Origin of the sequence: Venatoribacter cucullus (assembly GCF_016132445.1) — a bacterium.
Classification (GTDB): domain Bacteria; phylum Pseudomonadota; class Gammaproteobacteria; order Pseudomonadales; family Oceanobacteraceae; genus Venatoribacter; species Venatoribacter cucullus.
Genome location: NZ_CP046056.1, coordinates 1,852,913 through 1,869,787, shown reverse-complemented (window position 1 = coordinate 1,869,787; position 16,875 = coordinate 1,852,913). Strand labels below are relative to the sequence as shown.

The window sequence follows — 16,875 nt, the reverse complement described above, 5'->3', positions numbered from 1 at the left end:
CAGTAAAAAAACGGTGGCCAGGCCACCGTTTTTTTTGTGAATAAGTCACGGCATACTGCCGGGCGTATTTACCGAATAAGGGAGTGTGCATGAAAAGTCCGTTGGGCTTACCAGCCGAATTGCCGGTAACCGATCTGGCCCGGGAAGCGGTACAGCTGCTGTGGTACAAGCGCACGCAGGTTGTGCGTATGTTTATGCCGGTTATTGCGTTGCTGGCCCTGATCGATTGGTTGGGTGGGTTGTATCTGGATAACCAGCGACCGTTGTTGCAGGGTATTTTATTGCTGGCCTCGGTCGGCCTCAGTGTGTTGTTTGCCACTGCCTGCCATGGCTTTACGCTGCTGCCCGCAGAACAGCAACAGGCCCGGGTGCTGCATGGCTGGGGCCGGCTGGAGTTCCGTTACTTTATCCGTGCCATGCAGATAGGTCTGATCGCCGGGGTGGTGTTCGGAGTGGCAATGTTCGGCCTTATGCTGGTGTTGGGCGGGCAGGGCGACAGCGCCATTGCGGCGGCCATGCTGGCGCTGCTGCCGGCCGTGTATCTGTGGGGACGTTTGTCGGTGACCCTGCCTGAGCTGGCGATTGGTCGCCGTACCTCGCTGAAGCGCGCCTGGGCCATGAGTCGCGGTAACGGCAGCCGGCTGGTGCTGGTGGTGATTGTGCTGCCGCTATTGCTGACCGCGCCCTTTCTGTTGCTGTACTGGTTTGACCATCTGCTGCTGAATTATCTGGCCGCGCTGGGCGTGTATGCCAGCACCCTGATCTCGCTGGTGATGCTGTCGCTGGCGTACCGCTTTTTGCTGGAGTTTTATGAACCGGCCGCTGCAGTGGCGCCAGCCGGGGAGGAAGCGCCCGGCGTTAGCCCCGACCACCATTTCGACGCCTGATTATGCGGCTGGGAGATATTTCCGTCGCCTACGCCGAACTGATGGCGCGGGCGGTGCGCGAACAAGGGGGGCAGCCGGAGGCTTTGCTGGCCCAGTATCAGCTGGATGCGGTGCGGCTGGCGTCGCCGCAGGCCCGTATCAGTATTCCACGCTTTATGCGGCTGGGGCATGACCTGATTCAGGCCGCGGCAATGCCCTGGCTGGGGTTGGCCATGGGGCGCCTTACGTCGGCCCCGGTCATGGGGCTGGCGGGCCTGCTGGCGCAAAGTGCGCCGGATATCCGCAGTGCCTGCCGGGCACTCACCGACTACGAACTGCTGAGCAGTTTTAATGCCCGTGGCCGTTCTTCGTTTCAGACGATCCAGGGGCAGGGCGTTCTGCAGTTTTATTCCATCAGTCCTTATAACGGCTACAACCTCTTTGTGGTGGATTCGGTGCTGGCCGGCTGGGCGCAGTTCTTACAGCAGCTGAGCGGGCGCCGCGATATTCTGCTGCGGGTGGAGGTGGAGTTTGCTCCGCCGGCTTACCGTGACCGCTATGCCGATTATTTTCCCTGCGAGGTGCAGTTTGGCGCGACGCGCAATGCGTTGGTGCTGAAAGCTGGTGCACTGGTACTGCCGGTGCTCGGTCGTTGTGCATCCACGTATGCTGCCTTGCAGACGCTGGCGGCGCGGGAACTGGAACGGGTACGGCTGGGATTAAGCTATCGTGAGCTGACCGAGCGTGCCATTGGCCCGTTGCTGAATGGTCAGACCCCCACCCTGGAGCAGGTGGCCCAGCGGTTGAACAGTGCGCCCTGGACGGTGCGCAGGCGCTTACAGGATGAAGGATTCAGTTTTCAGCAGGTGCTGAATGAAACCCGCCGTGATCTGGCGGTGAGCTATGTGCGCGATACGGCACTGACGTTGGGGGAAGTAGCGTATTTACTGGGGTTTGGCTCGGCAGCGGCATTCCAGCGCGCCTTTAAGCGCTGGACCGGCGAGGCGCCGGGCCGCTTCCGCGAGCACAGGGGGAAGAATTACATTTCTACGGCGTCGTCGACGTCGTCTTCGTAATCTTCAAAACCGCTGTTCAGCAGCTCATCGATATAATCAGACATAGTGTTCTCCTTGTCTGTGGAAAAAAGCATCCTGTAAACATCAGCAATCCATGTGCCAGAAATCAGGATTCTGGTTTTAGTGCAACATACGATCTTAAAGTTCCGCGCCTGATAACAACAGGTTATCGCCAGGCCGGGGCAGAGTAACCCGGACAGATGAACGGAAGATGACAAAGGTGCAGTAAAAACTGAATCGGGGAAGTCGTTCCGGAGGGGATGAAGCAGGCGTAAATGGCGGACTGGACGGGGCTCGAACCCGCGACCCCCGGCGTGACAGGCCGGTATTCTAACCAACTGAACTACCAGTCCGCATAAAGTCACATAACACGTTGAATTTGGTGGGTGTTGACGGGATCGAACCGCCGACCCTCTGCTTGTAAGGCAGATGCTCTCCCAGCTGAGCTAAACACCCATATTCTTTCGTGCTTTATAGTTTGTCGCATTACCGCGTTGTTCCTCGCTCGGCTCTGCGGCTACCATCAGGTATGCCTTGAGTCCTCGCTGCGGTACGCCTTGTACTGCACCAAACTATCAACCACCGCAACACAGCGTTAACGATGATGTAAATGGCGGACTGGACGGGGCTCGAACCCGCGACCCCCGGCGTGACAGGCCGGTATTCTAACCAACTGAACTACCAGTCCGCATAAAGTCACTAACACACAGAGTGTGTTGGTGGGTGTTGACGGGATCGAACCGCCGACCCTCTGCTTGTAAGGCAGATGCTCTCCCAGCTGAGCTAAACACCCAAAATGGCGGACTGGACGGGGCTCGAACCCGCGACCCCCGGCGTGACAGGCCGGTATTCTAACCAACTGAACTACCAGTCCGCATACGTCACTTGTTTTGAGTTTGGTGGGTGTTGACGGGATCGAACCGCCGACCCTCTGCTTGTAAGGCAGATGCTCTCCCAGCTGAGCTAAACACCCCTTGCTCAAAACAGGTGGGCATTCTACTTACGCCGCTTTGGATGTCAAACCCTATTTTTATTTTTTTGATTTTTTTCAGTCACTTGCAGCCGCTTGCCGTTATTGCAGAGGGGCGGACAGAACCCGGCCCGGTGGTTCTGTCCGGCCGCTGGCAGGGTTCAGGTAATCTGCTCCGGTGAGGGCAGGATACGGCGGCCGGCGACCAGGTGCCGGCGTTCCCCCAGCACCAGCAGGCAGGGGGTCAGTATCAGCGTAAGAACCGTGGCAAAGGTCAGGCCGCCGGCAATGGCGGTGGACAGCTGGGTCCACCATTGCGATGACGGTGCGCCGATACTGAACGACTGGTGCAGAATGTCGATATTCCACTGCAGCACCATCGGCATCAGGCCCACCACGGTCGTAATGGCGGTCAGCATGACCGGCCGCAGACGCTGGGCGCCGGTGCGCATGGCGGCTTCAACGGGGTCGAGGCCGCGTTCAATCATCTGGTTGTAGGTGTCGATCAGAATAATGTTGTTATTCACCACGATACCGGCCAGGGCAATTACCCCGACGCCGCTCATAACAATGCCAAAGGGTTCGCCACGGATCAGCAGGCCCAGTAGAACGCCGATCACCGACAGAATAATGGCGCTCATAATCAGGCCGGCCTGATAAAAGCTGTTGAACTGGGTGACCAGAATGGTGGCCATCAGAAACAGGGCAATACCGAAGGCGGCGCCAAGGAAGCTGCCGGTTTCGGCCATCTGTTCAAAGTTGCCGCGGAATTTCGGTTCCACCCCGGCGCTGCGCCAGTCCAGCGTCTTCAGAGCCTCCCCCAGTTCCAGGGTTTTCGCATTAGCGTTAACGCCTTCGGTGACGTTGGCGGTAATGCGGTAGCGGTATTTGCCATCAATACGCACCACATCGCCGCTTTTCGGCATCGCCTGCTGCTGCATAAAGTTGCCCACCGGCACCAGTCCGTAAGGGGTCTGGATATTGATATCGGTGAACTGGTTAATATGGCGCTGGCCCTGCGGATAACGCAGCAGAATTTCGATTTCGTCGTCACTGAAATCGGGCTGGAACTCGCCCACTTTCTGGCCTCCGGTAATCATGCGGATTAAGGCACCGGTACTGGCAATATCGGTACCGAAGCGGCTGGCCTGTTCGCGGTTGATGGTCAGCTGCCATTCCACCCCGTCCAGCGGCAGGTCATCGCGCACGTCCTTTAATTGCGGGTCGGCGGCAAACAGGGCGCGGGTTTGTTCCAGCAGCGGCCGGATGGCCTCCGGGCTGGCCCCGGTAAACTGCAGCTGGATATCGGCGCCACTGGCAGGACCACCCTGTTTCTTCTGGGTTTCGATAATAATGCCGGCCAGGCTGGCGGTGCGTTGTTCGACATCGGCAAGAATGTCTTCCATGGGCCGGCGCTGTTGCCAGTTCACCAGTTCAATCTGAATACGGCCAATCAGATCTGCAGCGGCATCGTTAGGGCCTTTGATAAAGGTGGTGGTGTAGATGGACTGGATTTCGGCCATATCAAAGATGCGCCGCTCGGCCGCCAGTACCAGCTGTTCGCGTTCCTGCAACGACAGGTTGCCGCGGGCACGGATATCCACCATACCGACATCGGCATCGACGTCGGGGAAAAACTCCACCCCATGCCCGAGCGCGCCATATAGCATAAAACTGGCCACCAGTGCCGCGATGGCCAGCCCCAGCACCTGCAACGGCCGCTGCAGGGCAGCATGCAAAATACGCAGATATAATCCGGTCGCGCCTTTAATGTCGCTGAAATGGCCTTCTTCCGCCGCCTGTAGGGTGCTGAGAATGGCCGGATCGTGATAACCCTTGCCGCCCCACACCGCACCGATGGTCGGAATGACGATCAGCGCCATAATCAGCGAGGCGCTGAGGGTATACAGCAGCGTCAGCGGCAGGAATTTCATAAATTCGCCGGTGGTGCCAGGCCAGAACAACAGCGGTAAAAACACCGCCAGGGTGGTGGCGGTGGAAGCAATGACCGGCCAGGCCATGCGCTGCGCCGCTTCGCGGTAGGCCTGACGCCGGCTGGCGCCTTCCGCCAGCCGGCGGTCGGCGTATTCGGTCACCACAATGCCGCCGTCGACCAGCATGCCGACCGACAGAATCAGGGCAAACAGCACCACCATGTTCATGGTGTAGCCGCTGGCGTGCAGCACAATCAGCGACATCAGAAAAGCACCGGGAATAATCAGCCCAACCAGTACCGAAGTACGCAGTCCGAGACTACCCAGCACCAGCATCATCACCAGCAGCGTGGCGACCAGCACGTTATTGAACAGGTCGTTGAGCATTTCCTGAATCTGGCGTGACTCATCCTGCAGGGTGCCGGCCTGAATGCCGGCCGGCCAGTAGGGCTGCACCTGTGCCACCACCGCTTTAACGTCGTCCAGGGTCTGAATAATGTTGGAGCCGATGCGTTTTTTGATTTCCAGCGTCACCGCCGGTTTGCCATTTACCCGGGCGCTGTTCTGGCGGTCTTTGTAGGCCAGCCGTCCCACGGCGATATCCTGAAACAGCACCACCTGGTCGCCGTTAACCTTCACCGGCAGCTGCAGAATATCGGGAATGCTTTCAATCAGGCCGGGGACTTTAACGGCAAAACGGCCGGCGCCGGTATCGAGGTCTTCACTGGCGACCAGCTGGTTGTTATTGCCCACTAACCGGGCCAGATCGGCGAAGGATAAGCCGTAGTTATCCATGCGGGCCGGATCGACAATAATTTCGGCAATTTCTTCACGTTTACCCTGAATGCTGGCCTCCAGCACGCCGGGCAGGGCTTCAATACGATCCTGCAGGTCATCGGCCACGGCGTACAGTACCGACTCTTCCACATCACCGGACAGGGTCACCACCAATACCGGAAACAACGCTACGTTGATTTCCCGCACTCTGGGCTCTTTGCTGTCGGTGGGGAGCTCTCCCTTGGCGTCATCGACCTTCTGACGCACGTCGAGCAGCGCCTGATCGACGTTCACATCGGTGTAAAACTCCAGCGTAATCGACAAATGACCGCTGCTGGCGGTGGAGACCATTTCTTTCAGGCCATCAATACTGCGCAGCTCTTTTTCCAGCGGTTTGAAAATCAGGGTATCGGCATCCTGCGGTGAGATACCGTCGTGGACCACTGATACATAGACAAAGGGCACGGTAATATCCGGGCTGCTTTCTTTGGGAATGCTGTTCAGGGTAAACAGTCCGATCAGCATGACCAGACAGAACAGCATCAGCACCGTACGTGAACGGTGCAGGGCGGCATCAATAATGGTGTTCATGGCTTACTCCGCACTGAGTACGGGGGTGTTGGCCGACGCTGCGTCGGTGGCCGTCTGCGGGTCAGCGGTTTTATACACCGGCGTCACGGTCTGGCCGTAATCCACATAGCCCTGGCCAACGGTGATAATCTGCGCCTCAGCGCCCAGCCCGTGCACCCAGATACCACGGTTATCGGCCTTCAGCAGATCCACCGGCCGGAAGATGACGCGGTTCTGTTCATCAATGCCTTTCAGCCCCAGCTGGCCGTTATCGTTCAGCATCAGCAGCGCCGGGGAAATATAGTAGGCCCAGGTTTCCTGCTGCGGCACATGAATACGGGCGGTCAGGCCGCTGCTGATCGCGCTGTCCTGTGCCAGGCTGCCGCGGTCAGCTTCCATTTCGACCGTCAGCATGCGGGTGGCCGGGTCGGCCTCGCTGGACACAAAGCGGATACGGCCTTCCACCCGCTTGCCATCGGCCAGTTCGGCCCAGGCCGGGTCGCCGATCCGTACCCGCGGGGCGTCGCGCTCGGATACCTGGCCTTTGATCAGCCAGGGGTCAAAATCCAGCAACACCATTAATGGCGCGTATTCCTGAATAAAATCACCGGCTTCCACATGGCGCTGATCGACAATACCGGCAAAGGGCGCGCGCACTTTGGTGGCGGCCAGCTGGATGCGGGCGTTGGTTAATTCGGCTTCGGCATTGGCGCGCTGGGTTTCGGCCTGGGCCAGCTGCGCTTCATTGGCCAGCCCTCGCTGGGCCAGTTCTTTGGCGCTGCGGGCTTCCAGTTCGCGCTGGCGCAGATTGGCTTCGGCCTGCTTAACCCGCGCCGGCCAGTCGCGGGCATCCAGTTCCAGCAGCAGATCACCGGCTTGTACCCGGGCGCCTTTGGGCTGGTGGACGGCAATAATGCGGCCGCGCATTTCTGAGCGTAATTCCACCCGCCGGTTGGCGGCGGTGTGGCCGGAAAAACTGACGTCGTAGCGGGTCAGGCTGCCCTGCATCCGTTCAACCTGCACCCGCGCCAGGCCATCATCCAGTACCAGTGGGCGGGTGTTGTGAAAGGGCTGTTCCGGGCTCAGGCTGCCGGCCAGCATCCAGATAGCCAAGCCCAGTGCCAGACAGAGGGCGGCGATATGCCCCTGATTCAGATGTATTGTCATTATTGTGATCCGCTGCCGGGGTAAAAAAGAGAACGCTGCGCGATGCTGCCGGTCACCCGCATCGGAGCGGGCGACAGTGTATCAGAACGGCATTTGTCAATAACAGACAGTTACAAAGCGACCGGCTTGCACAGGGGCAGCAGTAAGCCGGTGCTGCCTGTATACTCCCCCTCTTTTCCGTAACAGGTAGTGCAAGCATGGTGTTGGTAAGTCTGAAGCAGGCAGAGTTGGCCTTTGGCGATCATGTACTGCTCGACAAGGTGGATCTGGAAATACACAGCGGCGAACGCCTGTGTGTGGTAGGGCGTAACGGTGAGGGTAAGTCGACCCTGCTGAAAATGCTGAACCGCCAGGTTACCCCCGATGATGGCCGGGTCGAGTACCTCGATATGCTGCGGGTAGCGGCTTTGCAGCAAGAGTTGCCGCCCACCACTCATACCCCGGTTTACGATGTGGTGGCCGAAGGTCTGGGGGCTATCGGCCATGCCATTGCTGAATATCATGATGAAATTGCCAAAGGCGAACAGGTTGACCTGAAGCGTCTGGAACAGCTGCAGGCGCAGATTGAAGCCGGTGATGGCTGGAGCTGGCAGCAAAAAGTCGATGCCATTATTCAGCGCCTGAATTTACCTGCCGAAGCCTTGTTTTCGGAACTGTCTGGTGGCTGGCAGCGGCGCGTAATGCTGGCCCGGGCCTTAGTCGTGGAGCCGGATTTATTAATTCTGGATGAGCCGACCAACCATATGGATGTGGCCACCATCGAGTGGCTGGAAGAGCAGTTAAAACAATTTCAGGGGTCGCTGGTATTTATCAGTCACGACCGGGCCTTTGTGCAGAATCTGGCCACCCGGATTGTGGAGCTGGATCGTGGCAACCTGTACAACTGGGTGGGCGATTACCAGAGTTTTATTGAATACCGCGAAAAGCGTCTGGAAGACGAAGCCACCCAGAATGCCCTGTTCGACAAGCGTCTGGCCGAAGAAGAAAAGTGGATCCGCAAAGGCGTTGAAGCACGCCGTACCCGTAACGAAGGCCGGGTGTTACGACTGAAAGAAATGCGTAAAGAACGCAGCGTCCGCCGGGATGTGCAGGGCGCGGCGAAGATCAACATGAGTCAGGCCGAAAACTCCGGTAAACAGGTGTTTGAGCTGAAGAACGTCAGCTACGCCTGGAAAGACAAGCTGCAGGTGAATGACTTTTCCACGCTGGTAATGCGCGGCGACCGTATTGGTCTGGTCGGCCCCAACGGCGTGGGCAAAAGTACCTTGTTAAAGTTATTGCTGGGTACCATTGCGCCGCAATCCGGCACGCTGCACACCGGCACCAAGCTGGAGGTGTCCTACTTTGATCAGGCCCGCCATATTCTGGATGAAGAAAAGTCCATTGCCGATAACGTCGGCGATGGCAAAGATCAGGTCGAGGTGAACGGTCAGAGCCGGCACATTCTGGGTTATCTGCAAGATTTCCTGTTTGCTCCGGCGCGCGCCCGTACGCCGGTGAAAGCCTTATCCGGTGGTGAGCGTAACCGGGTGCTGCTGGCCAAATTATTCCTCAAACCCTGCAACCTGCTGGTGATGGACGAACCCACCAACGACCTCGATGTGGAAACCCTGGAGCTGCTGGAAGAGCGGCTGATGGATTACAAGGGCACCCTGTTGCTGGTCAGTCACGACCGGGCCTTTATTGATAACGTGGTCACACACTTATGGGTGTTCAGCGAGAACGGCCATATTGAAGAGCATGTGGGTGGCTACAGCGACTGGCAGGAACGCGTGAAAGCGCAGCAAAAACAGCAGCAGGATGACGAGCGCACGGCCGCCAAAGCGGCCAGGGCCCCGGCGCCGGCCAAACCAGCGGTGACGGCCGCCCCGGCGCCAGCGCCGGCCAGGAAACTGTCGTACAAATTGCAGCGCGAGCTGGAGCAGTTGCCGGACCAGATCGCCGCCGCAGAAGCCAAACGCGATGAACTGGCCGCTATCACGGCCGCCGCGGATTTTTACAGCCGCGATCAGGCTGACGTGCAGCAGGTGCTGGCGGATCTGGCGGCTGCTGAAGCCGCCCTTGAGGCTCTGGAAGAACGCTGGCTGGAACTGGAGGAAATGAGCTCATGATCTGGATGATTGTCGGTGCCGGCGTGCTGCTGATTATCGGCTCGGTCATGATGCTGAAACCCAGCGCCCGTGACACCCGGCTGGCCGCCTTGCGGCTGGATGCGATTAAACAAGGCCTGCAGGTACGTCAGTTTGTGTGGCAGCCCGATGCCCGAAAAACCGGTATTCAGGAGCCGCTGCAGGCCACCAGTTACAGCCTGATGCGCTCCGGTCAGCCCCAGCCGGGCGAGTTGAAATACAGTCTGGTGGCCAGTAAGGGCTGGGATACCGACGGCTTGCCGGCAGGTTTCAGCTGGCATAAACAGGGCAGTGCGGAAGATGCTGCGCGGCTGGCAGCATTATTACCGGCGTTACAGGATGATCTGCTGTTGCTGGAAGTGCGGGAGCACAAGATCTTGCTGATGGCGAAAGAACGGGAGGGCGCCAGTGCGGCGGCCTACCGTGAATTTATGCAGGGTTTTCTCTGAGGGTTGTCCGCCATGTTCCTTAACGGAACATGGCTTCCAGTTCTTCCAGATGCTCAATGATGCGGTCGTTATAGCTGACCACCAGAAAGGGCACGGTGCTTTCGTTGTAGTTACGGATGCGCTCTTCCATAAAACGCCATTTGCTGTGAATGCTGTTCATCAGCACATCGGTCTGGGCCGACTCCACCTGCGTGCTCAGGTCATTCAGAATCTTCTGAAACTCTTCCGCCATTTCCGTCAGGGTGCGATCGTAATTACCCATAAATACCTGGCCCAGGTTGCTGGTACCACGGGCGGCGTACTGTGAGGTGATTTCTTCCATCAGCAATGCCAGGTGACGGGTTTTCTGCACCACCGGGCCGGGTTTGATCCCACTGCGTTCCTGCAGCAGGTCATAGGCGGCGGAGGCTTTGTTCACAATCTCAGTGCTGAGACGGCCCATTTCATCCACCAGACGGACGTTCGGAAAGCCCTGCTTGAGCATATCGGCCCGGTTCAGGGTCATCAGCTCGCTGAGCTTTTTCCAGTCGGTACCGATGGCGGTGACCTCATCGCCCATACCACTGGCGCTGCCCAGTTGTTCGGCGCTGGTCATGGCGTCGGCGAATTTCTTCATGCTGATATCAATACGGCGCTCGTATTTACTGTCGGCATCGAGACCGGAAAACATATAAAAGTTGGTTACCGCGTTGGTGGCTGACAGGCGCATGTGCTGAAAATCGGCCAGCAGTTGCTGCGGCGTCGCCAGGGCAACAGAACAGAAAAAGGATAAAGCCAAAGCCGGGAGAAACTGGATTAACGCTCGCATAGTTGCTTCTTCTTTATTGTTTTTATGGTGCAGCTGACCGCATACAGACAGCCATCTGAGCTGAGTGTATGAGATAGGGTAAACGAACCCTATAGCACATTACAAACTGTAACAAAAAAAGACTGGGTGTCGTCTGTGCCGGTCGTCTGTACCGCCGCCAGCGCACACAGAAAAACATCCGGCGCTGTGCCGGGGCTGGTATGATGCAGGCCCGATGTGACACAAACGCCGGTCAGACGCGTCAGCAGCGGCAGCAATTACCGCCCTTCTCTTGACTTTAAGGCGGCTTTCTAAGAATGTGTGCCACTCAGATTCAAACGCTCGTATGAATTGTTTGTTTTTTAAACAGTCTGGGCATTGTTTCACCAACCGGCAGAATGCTGAACGGCTTGCTGTTCAGCTCCAAAGCTAACCACCATGTGGAGATCAGTTGATGATTTACGAAGGTAAAGCCATCACGGTAAATATGATCGAAGGCGGCATCGCCGAACTGAAATTCGATCTGCAAGGCGACTCAGTCAACAAATTTAACCGCGTAACCCTCGAAGACCTGCAAGCCGCCGTGGCTGCAGTGCAGGGCAACAGCGATGTTAAAGGCGTACTGGTAACTTCCGGTAAAGACGTATTTATCGTTGGCGCCGACATCACCGAATTCGGCGACGCATTCAAGAAAAGCGAAGAAGAAATTGCTGCCTGGGTTGCTCAGGCCAACGTTATCTTCAACGCCTTTGAAGATCTGCCGGTTCCGACCCTGACTGCCATCAACGGTATCGCTCTGGGTGGCGGTTTTGAAATGTGTCTGGCCTCTGACCTGCGCGTTATGTCTGACAAAGCCAAAGTCGGTCTGCCGGAAGTGAAGCTGGGCCTGATGCCAGGCTTCGGTGGTACTGTGCGTCTGCCGCGTGTTATCGGTGCTGATAACGCTATCGAATGGATCTGCATGGGCGCTGAAAACCGTGCCGACAAAGCCCTGAAAGATGGTGCTGTGGATGCCGTGGTTGCTGCTGACAAGCTGCGTGAAGCCGCTGTTGCCATGCTGCAGTCTGCTATTGCCGGTGAACTGAACTGGCAAGCCCGTCGCGAAGAGAAGAAAGCCAAGCTGAAACTCAACGCCATGGAAAGCATGATGGTTTTTGAAACCGCTAAAGGTTTCGTGGCTGGTCAGACCAAAGGTCAGTACCCGGCACCGATCGAAGCGATCAAAACCATGCAGAAAGCCGCTGGTCAGGGCCGTGATAAGGCGCTGGAAGCAGAAGCCAAAGGTTTCGCCAAACTGGCTAAGACCACTGAATCCCAGGCTCTGATCGGTCTGTTCATGAACGATCAGCTGCTGAAGAAAAAAGCCAAGGTTTACGGTAAAACCGCTAAGCCGACCAAAAAAGCGGCCGTACTGGGCGCTGGCATCATGGGTGGCGGTATCGCCTATCAGTCTGCCCTGAAAGGCACTCCGATCATGATGAAAGACATCGCCGAAGCCGGTATCGAGCTGGGCCTGTCTGAAGCGAACAAACTGCTGGCCAAGCGCGTTGAGAAAAAACGCATGAAGCCGCTGGAAATGGGTGACGTGCTGAACCGCATCCGTCCGACCCTGTCTTACGCGGAATTCAATGACGTCGACACTGTCGTGGAAGCCGTTGTTGAAAACCCGAAAGTGAAGAAAATGGTACTGGCCGAACTGGAAGACAAAGTTCGCGAAGAGACCATCATCACGTCCAACACCTCAACCATCAGCATCGACCTGCTGGCGGCTGACCTGAAGCGTCCGGAAAACTTCCTCGGTATGCACTTCTTCAACCCGGTACACATGATGCCGCTGGTTGAAATTATCCGGGGCAAGAAAACCTCTGAAGAAGCCGTTGCCACTGTGGTTGCTTACGCCACTGCTATGGGCAAAACCCCGATCGTGGTAAACGATTGCCCGGGCTTCCTGGTAAACCGCGTACTGTTCCCATACTTCGCTGGTTTTGCTGGCCTGCTGCGTGACGGTGCTGACTTCCAGGCCGTTGACAAAGTGATGGAAAAATTCGGCTTCCCGATGGGCCCGGCTTACCTGCTGGACGTAGTGGGTATCGACACCGGTGTACACGCCAACGAAGTAATGGCGGAAGGCTTCCCGGACCGTATGAAGGCTGACTTCAAGTCTGCTATGGAAGTGATGTACGAAAACAAACGCTACGGTCAGAAGAACGGCGTTGGTTTCTACAAGTACGAAACCGACAAGAAAGGCAAGCCGAAGAAAGTGGTTGACCAGGCTGCTTACGACCTGATCGCTCCGGTTGTGGCCGAGCGTAAAGAGTACGACGCCGAAGAAATTATTGCCCGCTGCATGATTCCGATGTGCATCGAGATCGCCCGCTGTCTGGAAGAAGGCATCGTTGATACTCCGAACGAAGCCGACATGGGTCTGATCTTTGGTATTGGTTTCCCTCCGTTCCGTGGCGGTGCTTGCCGTTACATGGACACCGTGGGTATGGCTAACTTCGTTGCTCTGTGTGACAAGTTCGCGAGCCTTGGCAACCTGTACAAACCAACCGATCGTATGCGTGAAATGGCTGCGAACGGCGAAAGCTACTTCGGTTAATTGGCGCACGAGGAGAATTAAAGCATGTCTTACAATCCTAAAGACGTTGTTGTTGTTGACGCAGTGCGCTCACCGATGGGTCGTTCCCGCGGTGGCGTGTTCCGCAACGTACGCGCAGAAACCATTTCTGCCAACCTGATCAACGCGCTGTTTGAGCGCAACCCTGGCGTGAACCCGGCGCTGGTTGAAGACATTATCTGGGGCTGTGTAAACCAGACTCTGGAACAAGGCTTCAACGTAGCCCGCCAGATCGGTCTGATGACTGTGGTGCCGAAAGAAGCCGGCGCCCTGACCGTTAACCGTCTGTGTGGTTCTGCCATGTCCGCTATTCATACTGCCGCTCAGGCCATCATGACCGGTAACGGTGATGTGTTTGTGGTCGGTGGTGTGGAGCACATGGGTCACGTCAACATGCAGCACGGCTTCGACCATAACCCGGAATCCTCCAAGTATTCTGCCAAGGCCTCCAACATGATGGGTCTGACCGCAGAAATGCTGGGCAAAATGCACGGTATTACCCGTCAGCAGCAGGATGAGTTCGGTGCCCGTTCTCACCGTCTGGCGCACAAAGCCACGCTGGAAGGTAAGTTCAAGAATGAAATCGTGCCGATGTATGGCCACGATGCCGATGGTAAAGAAATCCTGGTAACCGAAGACGAAACCATCCGTCCGGAAACCACCGCAGAAAGCCTGGGTGCCCTGCGTCCGGCCTTCGATCCGAAGAGCGGTACCGTAACGGCTGGTACGTCTTCGCAGATCACTGACGGCGCTGCCGCCATGCTGCTGATGAGCTACGAAAAAGCCATGGAACTGGGTCTGAAGCCACGCGCCCGTATCGTATCCATGGCCGTTGCCGGTGTGGATGCTGCGATCATGGGTTACGGCCCGGTTCCGGCCACCAAGAAAGCTCTGAAGCGTGCGGGTCTGGATGTTACTGACATCGACTACTGGGAACTGAACGAAGCCTTCGCGGCTCAGTCTCTGCCTTGCATGAAAGACCTGAAACTGACCGAAATCGCTGACAGCCGTGTAAACATCCACGGTGGTGCGATTGCACTGGGTCACCCGCTGGGTTGCTCCGGTGCCCGTATTTCCACCACGCTGATCAACGTGCTGGAACAGCAGGGCGGTAAGTACGGTGTTTCGACCATGTGTATTGGTCTGGGGCAAGGTATCGCTACCGTCTGGGAACGTATGTAATTCTGGGCTGTTGCGCTCGGTCAGCCTTTGTTGAAGACCATCTCGCAGTGCTCATGTAGTTAACTACACTGCGCCTGCTCGATGATCTTCGCCGCGGCTGACCATCGCTCACGACGCCCAGAACTCGTATGTAAAAAACCGGCTCCGGCCGGTTTTTTTGTGTCTGTCGTTTGGCTTTTGAGTAGCAGGTAAAGTGCAGGCCGGGGATTATTGCGTGGGTGTAATTCATATTTCGTATTAACAGGGTTTTATCCTGACCCATGCCGTCTACAATAGTCGGCTGACTTACAGGAGATTTCCCCATGACCGATACCATTACCTGTCGTGCTGCCGTGGCCTGGGGCCCGGGCGAACCACTGAAAATTGAAACCGTGCAGGTAGCACCACCGAAAGCGGGCGAAGTGCGGGTACGTATTGTTGCCACCGGCGTGTGCCACACCGATGCCTTCACCCTAAGCGGTGAAGATCCGGAAGGTATTTTCCCGGCCATTCTCGGCCACGAAGGCGGCGGTATTGTGGAGTCAGTCGGCGAAGGCGTCACCAGTGTGCAGGTCGGCGACCACGTTATTCCGCTGTACACCGCCGAATGTGGCCAGTGTAAGTTCTGTACCTCCGGTAAAACCAACCTCTGTCAGGCCGTGCGCGCCACCCAGGGCAAAGGCTTAATGCCCGATGGTACCAGTCGTTTTTCCATTAACGGCGAACCCATTTTTCACTACATGGGCTGCTCGACGTTCTCGGAATACACCGTGTTGCCGGAAATTTCCCTGGCCAAGGTGAACCCGGTGGCGCCGCTGGAAGAAGTCTGTCTGCTCGGTTGCGGTGTCACCACCGGCATGGGCGCAGTGCTGAATACCGCCAAGGTAGAAGAGGGCGCCACCGTGGCGATTTTCGGTCTCGGCGGCATTGGTTTATCGGCCATTATCGGCGCCACCATGGCCAAAGCCGGTCGCATCATTGGTATTGATATCAACGAAAGCAAATTTGAGCTGGCGAAAAAACTCGGCGCCACCGACTGCATTAATCCGAAGAACTTCGACAAGCCGATTCAGGACGTGATCGTTGAGCTGACCGACGGCGGCGTGGATTACTCCTTCGAGTGCATCGGTAATGTGAATGTGATGCGTTCGGCGCTGGAATGCTGCCATAAGGGTTGGGGCGAGTCGGTGATTATCGGCGTGGCCGGCGCCGGTCAGGAAATCTCCACCCGCCCGTTCCAGCTGGTGACTGGCCGGGTATGGCGCGGCAGTGCCTTTGGTGGGGTGAAAGGCCGTTCCGAATTACCGGGCATCGTGGAAGATTATCTGGCCGGTAAGTTCGCGCTGAACGATTTTATTACCCATACCATGCCGCTGGAGCGCATTAACGAAGCCTTTGATCTGATGCACGAAGGCAAGAGCATCCGCAGCGTTATTCATTACTGATAACGCCCGGCGGCCAGAACAACGACCGCTGCGGCGGTCGTTGCCGTTTTTATAACCGATGGAGGCTGTATGTCATTACAACCTGTCAGTGAAAACAAAAGCTTCGGTGGCTGGCACCGCCAATACCAGCACGACTCTGCGGTGCTGAATTGCCCCATGCGTTTTGCCATCTATCTGCCGCCGCAGGCCAGTGCCGATAACCCGGTGCCGGTGCTGTACTGGTTGTCGGGTTTAACCTGTACCGACGAAAACTTTATGCAGAAAGCCGGCGCCCAGCGCCTGGCTGCTGAGCTGGGCATCGCCATTGTCGCCCCCGATACCAGCCCGCGCGGTGAGGGCGTGGCCGATGCACCGGGGCAGTATGACCTGGGTCAGGGCGCGGGTTTCTATGTGAATGCCACTCAGCAGCCCTGGACCGCGCATTACCGTATGTACGACTACATCGTCGATGAATTGCCGGCCTTAATTGAATCGGAATTTCCGGTCAGCCAGCGCCGCGCCATTGCCGGTCATTCCATGGGCGGCCACGGTGCGCTGGTGATTGCCCTGCGGAATGCGCAACGCTATTGCTCGGTGTCGGCGTTCAGCCCGATCAGCAACCCGGTTAACTGCCCCTGGGGTCAGCAAGCCTTTACGGCTTATCTGGGTGAGGATCAGAGCGCGTGGCAGGCCTACGATGCCAGCGTGCTGATGGCCGCCAGCAAGGCAACCTTGCCGGCGCTGGTGGATCAGGGCGAGGCCGATCAGTTCCTGCCGGAACAGTTACAACCAGAGGCGCTGGAGCAGGCCGCGCAGCGTTCGGGTTTTCCGCTGACCCTGCGCCGGCAGCCGGGCTATGACCACAGCTATTACTTTATTGCCTCGTTTATTGAAGAGCATCTGCGCTTTCATGCCCGCTATCTGCAGCAGGCCTGAGTCCTGCTG

11 protein-coding genes and 6 tRNA genes are annotated in these 16,875 nt (G+C 57.3%); 8 read left to right on the top strand and 9 right to left on the bottom strand.

Features of this window, described 5'->3' with window-relative positions:
• The first annotated feature begins 89 nt into the window (after window positions 1-89).
• Entirely contained in the window at window positions 90-887 is a 798-nt protein-coding gene (locus GJQ55_RS08915; RefSeq protein WP_228344617.1) for a hypothetical protein, read from the top strand.
• Between the two features lie 2 nt (window positions 888-889).
• Window positions 890-1,942, top strand: coding sequence for an AraC family transcriptional regulator (locus tag GJQ55_RS08910; protein WP_228344616.1), 1,053 nt, complete (start codon window positions 890-892; stop codon window positions 1,940-1,942).
• A gap of 276 nt (window positions 1,943-2,218) precedes the next feature.
• On the opposite strand, the gene GJQ55_RS08905 is transcribed toward GJQ55_RS08910, so the two are convergent.
• The 8 genes from GJQ55_RS08905 to GJQ55_RS08870 form a co-directional block, all read right to left on the bottom strand.
• Window positions 2,219-2,295, bottom strand: a tRNA-Asp gene (locus GJQ55_RS08905).
• A gap of 27 nt (window positions 2,296-2,322) precedes the next feature.
• Window positions 2,323-2,398: transfer RNA gene (locus tag GJQ55_RS08900), tRNA-Val, on the bottom strand.
• 155 nt (window positions 2,399-2,553) lie between these two features.
• A tRNA-Asp gene (locus GJQ55_RS08895) sits at window positions 2,554-2,630 on the bottom strand.
• Between the two features lie 29 nt (window positions 2,631-2,659).
• Window positions 2,660-2,735 (bottom strand) — tRNA-Val (locus GJQ55_RS08890).
• A gap of 4 nt (window positions 2,736-2,739) precedes the next feature.
• Window positions 2,740-2,816, bottom strand: a tRNA-Asp gene (locus GJQ55_RS08885).
• Between the two features lie 23 nt (window positions 2,817-2,839).
• Window positions 2,840-2,915: transfer RNA gene (locus GJQ55_RS08880), tRNA-Val, on the bottom strand.
• Window positions 2,916-3,073: 158 nt separating this feature from the next.
• A complete protein-coding gene (locus tag GJQ55_RS08875; protein ID WP_228344615.1) occupies window positions 3,074-6,214 on the bottom strand; it encodes an efflux RND transporter permease subunit in 3,141 nt (1,046 codons plus the stop codon).
• 3 nt (window positions 6,215-6,217) lie between these two features.
• Window positions 6,218-7,360: an efflux RND transporter periplasmic adaptor subunit gene (locus GJQ55_RS08870; protein WP_228344614.1), complete on the bottom strand. Its 1,143-nt coding sequence runs from the start codon at window positions 7,358-7,360 to the stop codon at window positions 6,218-6,220.
• A gap of 197 nt (window positions 7,361-7,557) precedes the next feature.
• Here GJQ55_RS08870 and GJQ55_RS08865 point away from each other — a divergent pair, with 197 nt between their 5' ends.
• The gene (locus GJQ55_RS08865) at window positions 7,558-9,471 is read left to right on the top strand and encodes an ATP-binding cassette domain-containing protein (RefSeq protein WP_228344613.1); all 1,914 of its coding nucleotides are present in this window, start codon (window positions 7,558-7,560) and stop codon (window positions 9,469-9,471) included.
• The gene (locus GJQ55_RS08860) at window positions 9,468-9,938 is read left to right on the top strand and encodes a hypothetical protein (RefSeq protein WP_228344612.1); all 471 of its coding nucleotides are present in this window, start codon (window positions 9,468-9,470) and stop codon (window positions 9,936-9,938) included. Before GJQ55_RS08865 ends, GJQ55_RS08860 begins: the two co-directional genes overlap by 4 nt.
• Window positions 9,939-9,957: 19 nt before the next feature.
• Here GJQ55_RS08860 and GJQ55_RS08855 read toward each other — a convergent pair whose 3' ends face one another.
• The gene (locus GJQ55_RS08855) at window positions 9,958-10,746 is read right to left on the bottom strand and encodes a hypothetical protein (RefSeq protein WP_228344611.1); all 789 of its coding nucleotides are present in this window, start codon (window positions 10,744-10,746) and stop codon (window positions 9,958-9,960) included.
• A 433-nt stretch (window positions 10,747-11,179) separates the two neighbouring features.
• On the opposite strand from GJQ55_RS08855, the gene fadB reads away from it, so the two are divergent.
• From fadB to fghA, 4 genes are all read left to right on the top strand, one after another.
• Window positions 11,180-13,327, top strand: coding sequence for a fatty acid oxidation complex subunit alpha FadB (fadB, locus tag GJQ55_RS08850; protein WP_228344610.1), 2,148 nt, complete (start codon window positions 11,180-11,182; stop codon window positions 13,325-13,327).
• A gap of 24 nt (window positions 13,328-13,351) precedes the next feature.
• On the top strand, window positions 13,352-14,527 hold the full coding sequence (fadA, locus tag GJQ55_RS08845) for an acetyl-CoA C-acyltransferase FadA (protein ID WP_228344609.1): 1,176 nt from the start codon (window positions 13,352-13,354) through the stop codon (window positions 14,525-14,527).
• 302 nt (window positions 14,528-14,829) lie between these two features.
• Window positions 14,830-15,951, top strand: coding sequence for an S-(hydroxymethyl)glutathione dehydrogenase/class III alcohol dehydrogenase (locus GJQ55_RS08840; protein WP_338149179.1), 1,122 nt, complete (start codon window positions 14,830-14,832; stop codon window positions 15,949-15,951).
• Between the two features lie 69 nt (window positions 15,952-16,020).
• Window positions 16,021-16,866 (top strand): S-formylglutathione hydrolase, encoded by an 846-nt coding sequence (gene fghA / locus GJQ55_RS08835; RefSeq protein ID WP_228344608.1) that lies wholly within the window; start codon window positions 16,021-16,023, stop codon window positions 16,864-16,866.
• Window positions 16,867-16,875 lie beyond the last annotated feature (9 nt).

Coding starts and splice junctions, on each gene's coding strand:
- GJQ55_RS08910 (WP_228344616.1), top strand. CDS start 890: ATGCGGCTGGGAGATATTTCCGTCGCCTACGCCGAACTGATGGCGCGG.
- fadA (WP_228344609.1), top strand. CDS start 13,352: ATGTCTTACAATCCTAAAGACGTTGTTGTTGTTGACGCAGTGCGCTCA.
- GJQ55_RS08855 (WP_228344611.1), bottom strand. CDS start 10,746: ATGCGAGCGTTAATCCAGTTTCTCCCGGCTTTGGCTTTATCCTTTTTC.
- GJQ55_RS08870 (WP_228344614.1), bottom strand. CDS start 7,360: ATGACAATACATCTGAATCAGGGGCATATCGCCGCCCTCTGTCTGGCA.
- GJQ55_RS08875 (WP_228344615.1), bottom strand. CDS start 6,214: ATGAACACCATTATTGATGCCGCCCTGCACCGTTCACGTACGGTGCTG.
- GJQ55_RS08860 (WP_228344612.1), top strand. CDS start 9,468: ATGATCTGGATGATTGTCGGTGCCGGCGTGCTGCTGATTATCGGCTCG.
- GJQ55_RS08865 (WP_228344613.1), top strand. CDS start 7,558: ATGGTGTTGGTAAGTCTGAAGCAGGCAGAGTTGGCCTTTGGCGATCAT.
- fghA (WP_228344608.1), top strand. CDS start 16,021: ATGTCATTACAACCTGTCAGTGAAAACAAAAGCTTCGGTGGCTGGCAC.
- fadB (WP_228344610.1), top strand. CDS start 11,180: ATGATTTACGAAGGTAAAGCCATCACGGTAAATATGATCGAAGGCGGC.
- GJQ55_RS08840 (WP_338149179.1), top strand. CDS start 14,830: ATGACCGATACCATTACCTGTCGTGCTGCCGTGGCCTGGGGCCCGGGC.
- GJQ55_RS08915 (WP_228344617.1), top strand. CDS start 90: ATGAAAAGTCCGTTGGGCTTACCAGCCGAATTGCCGGTAACCGATCTG.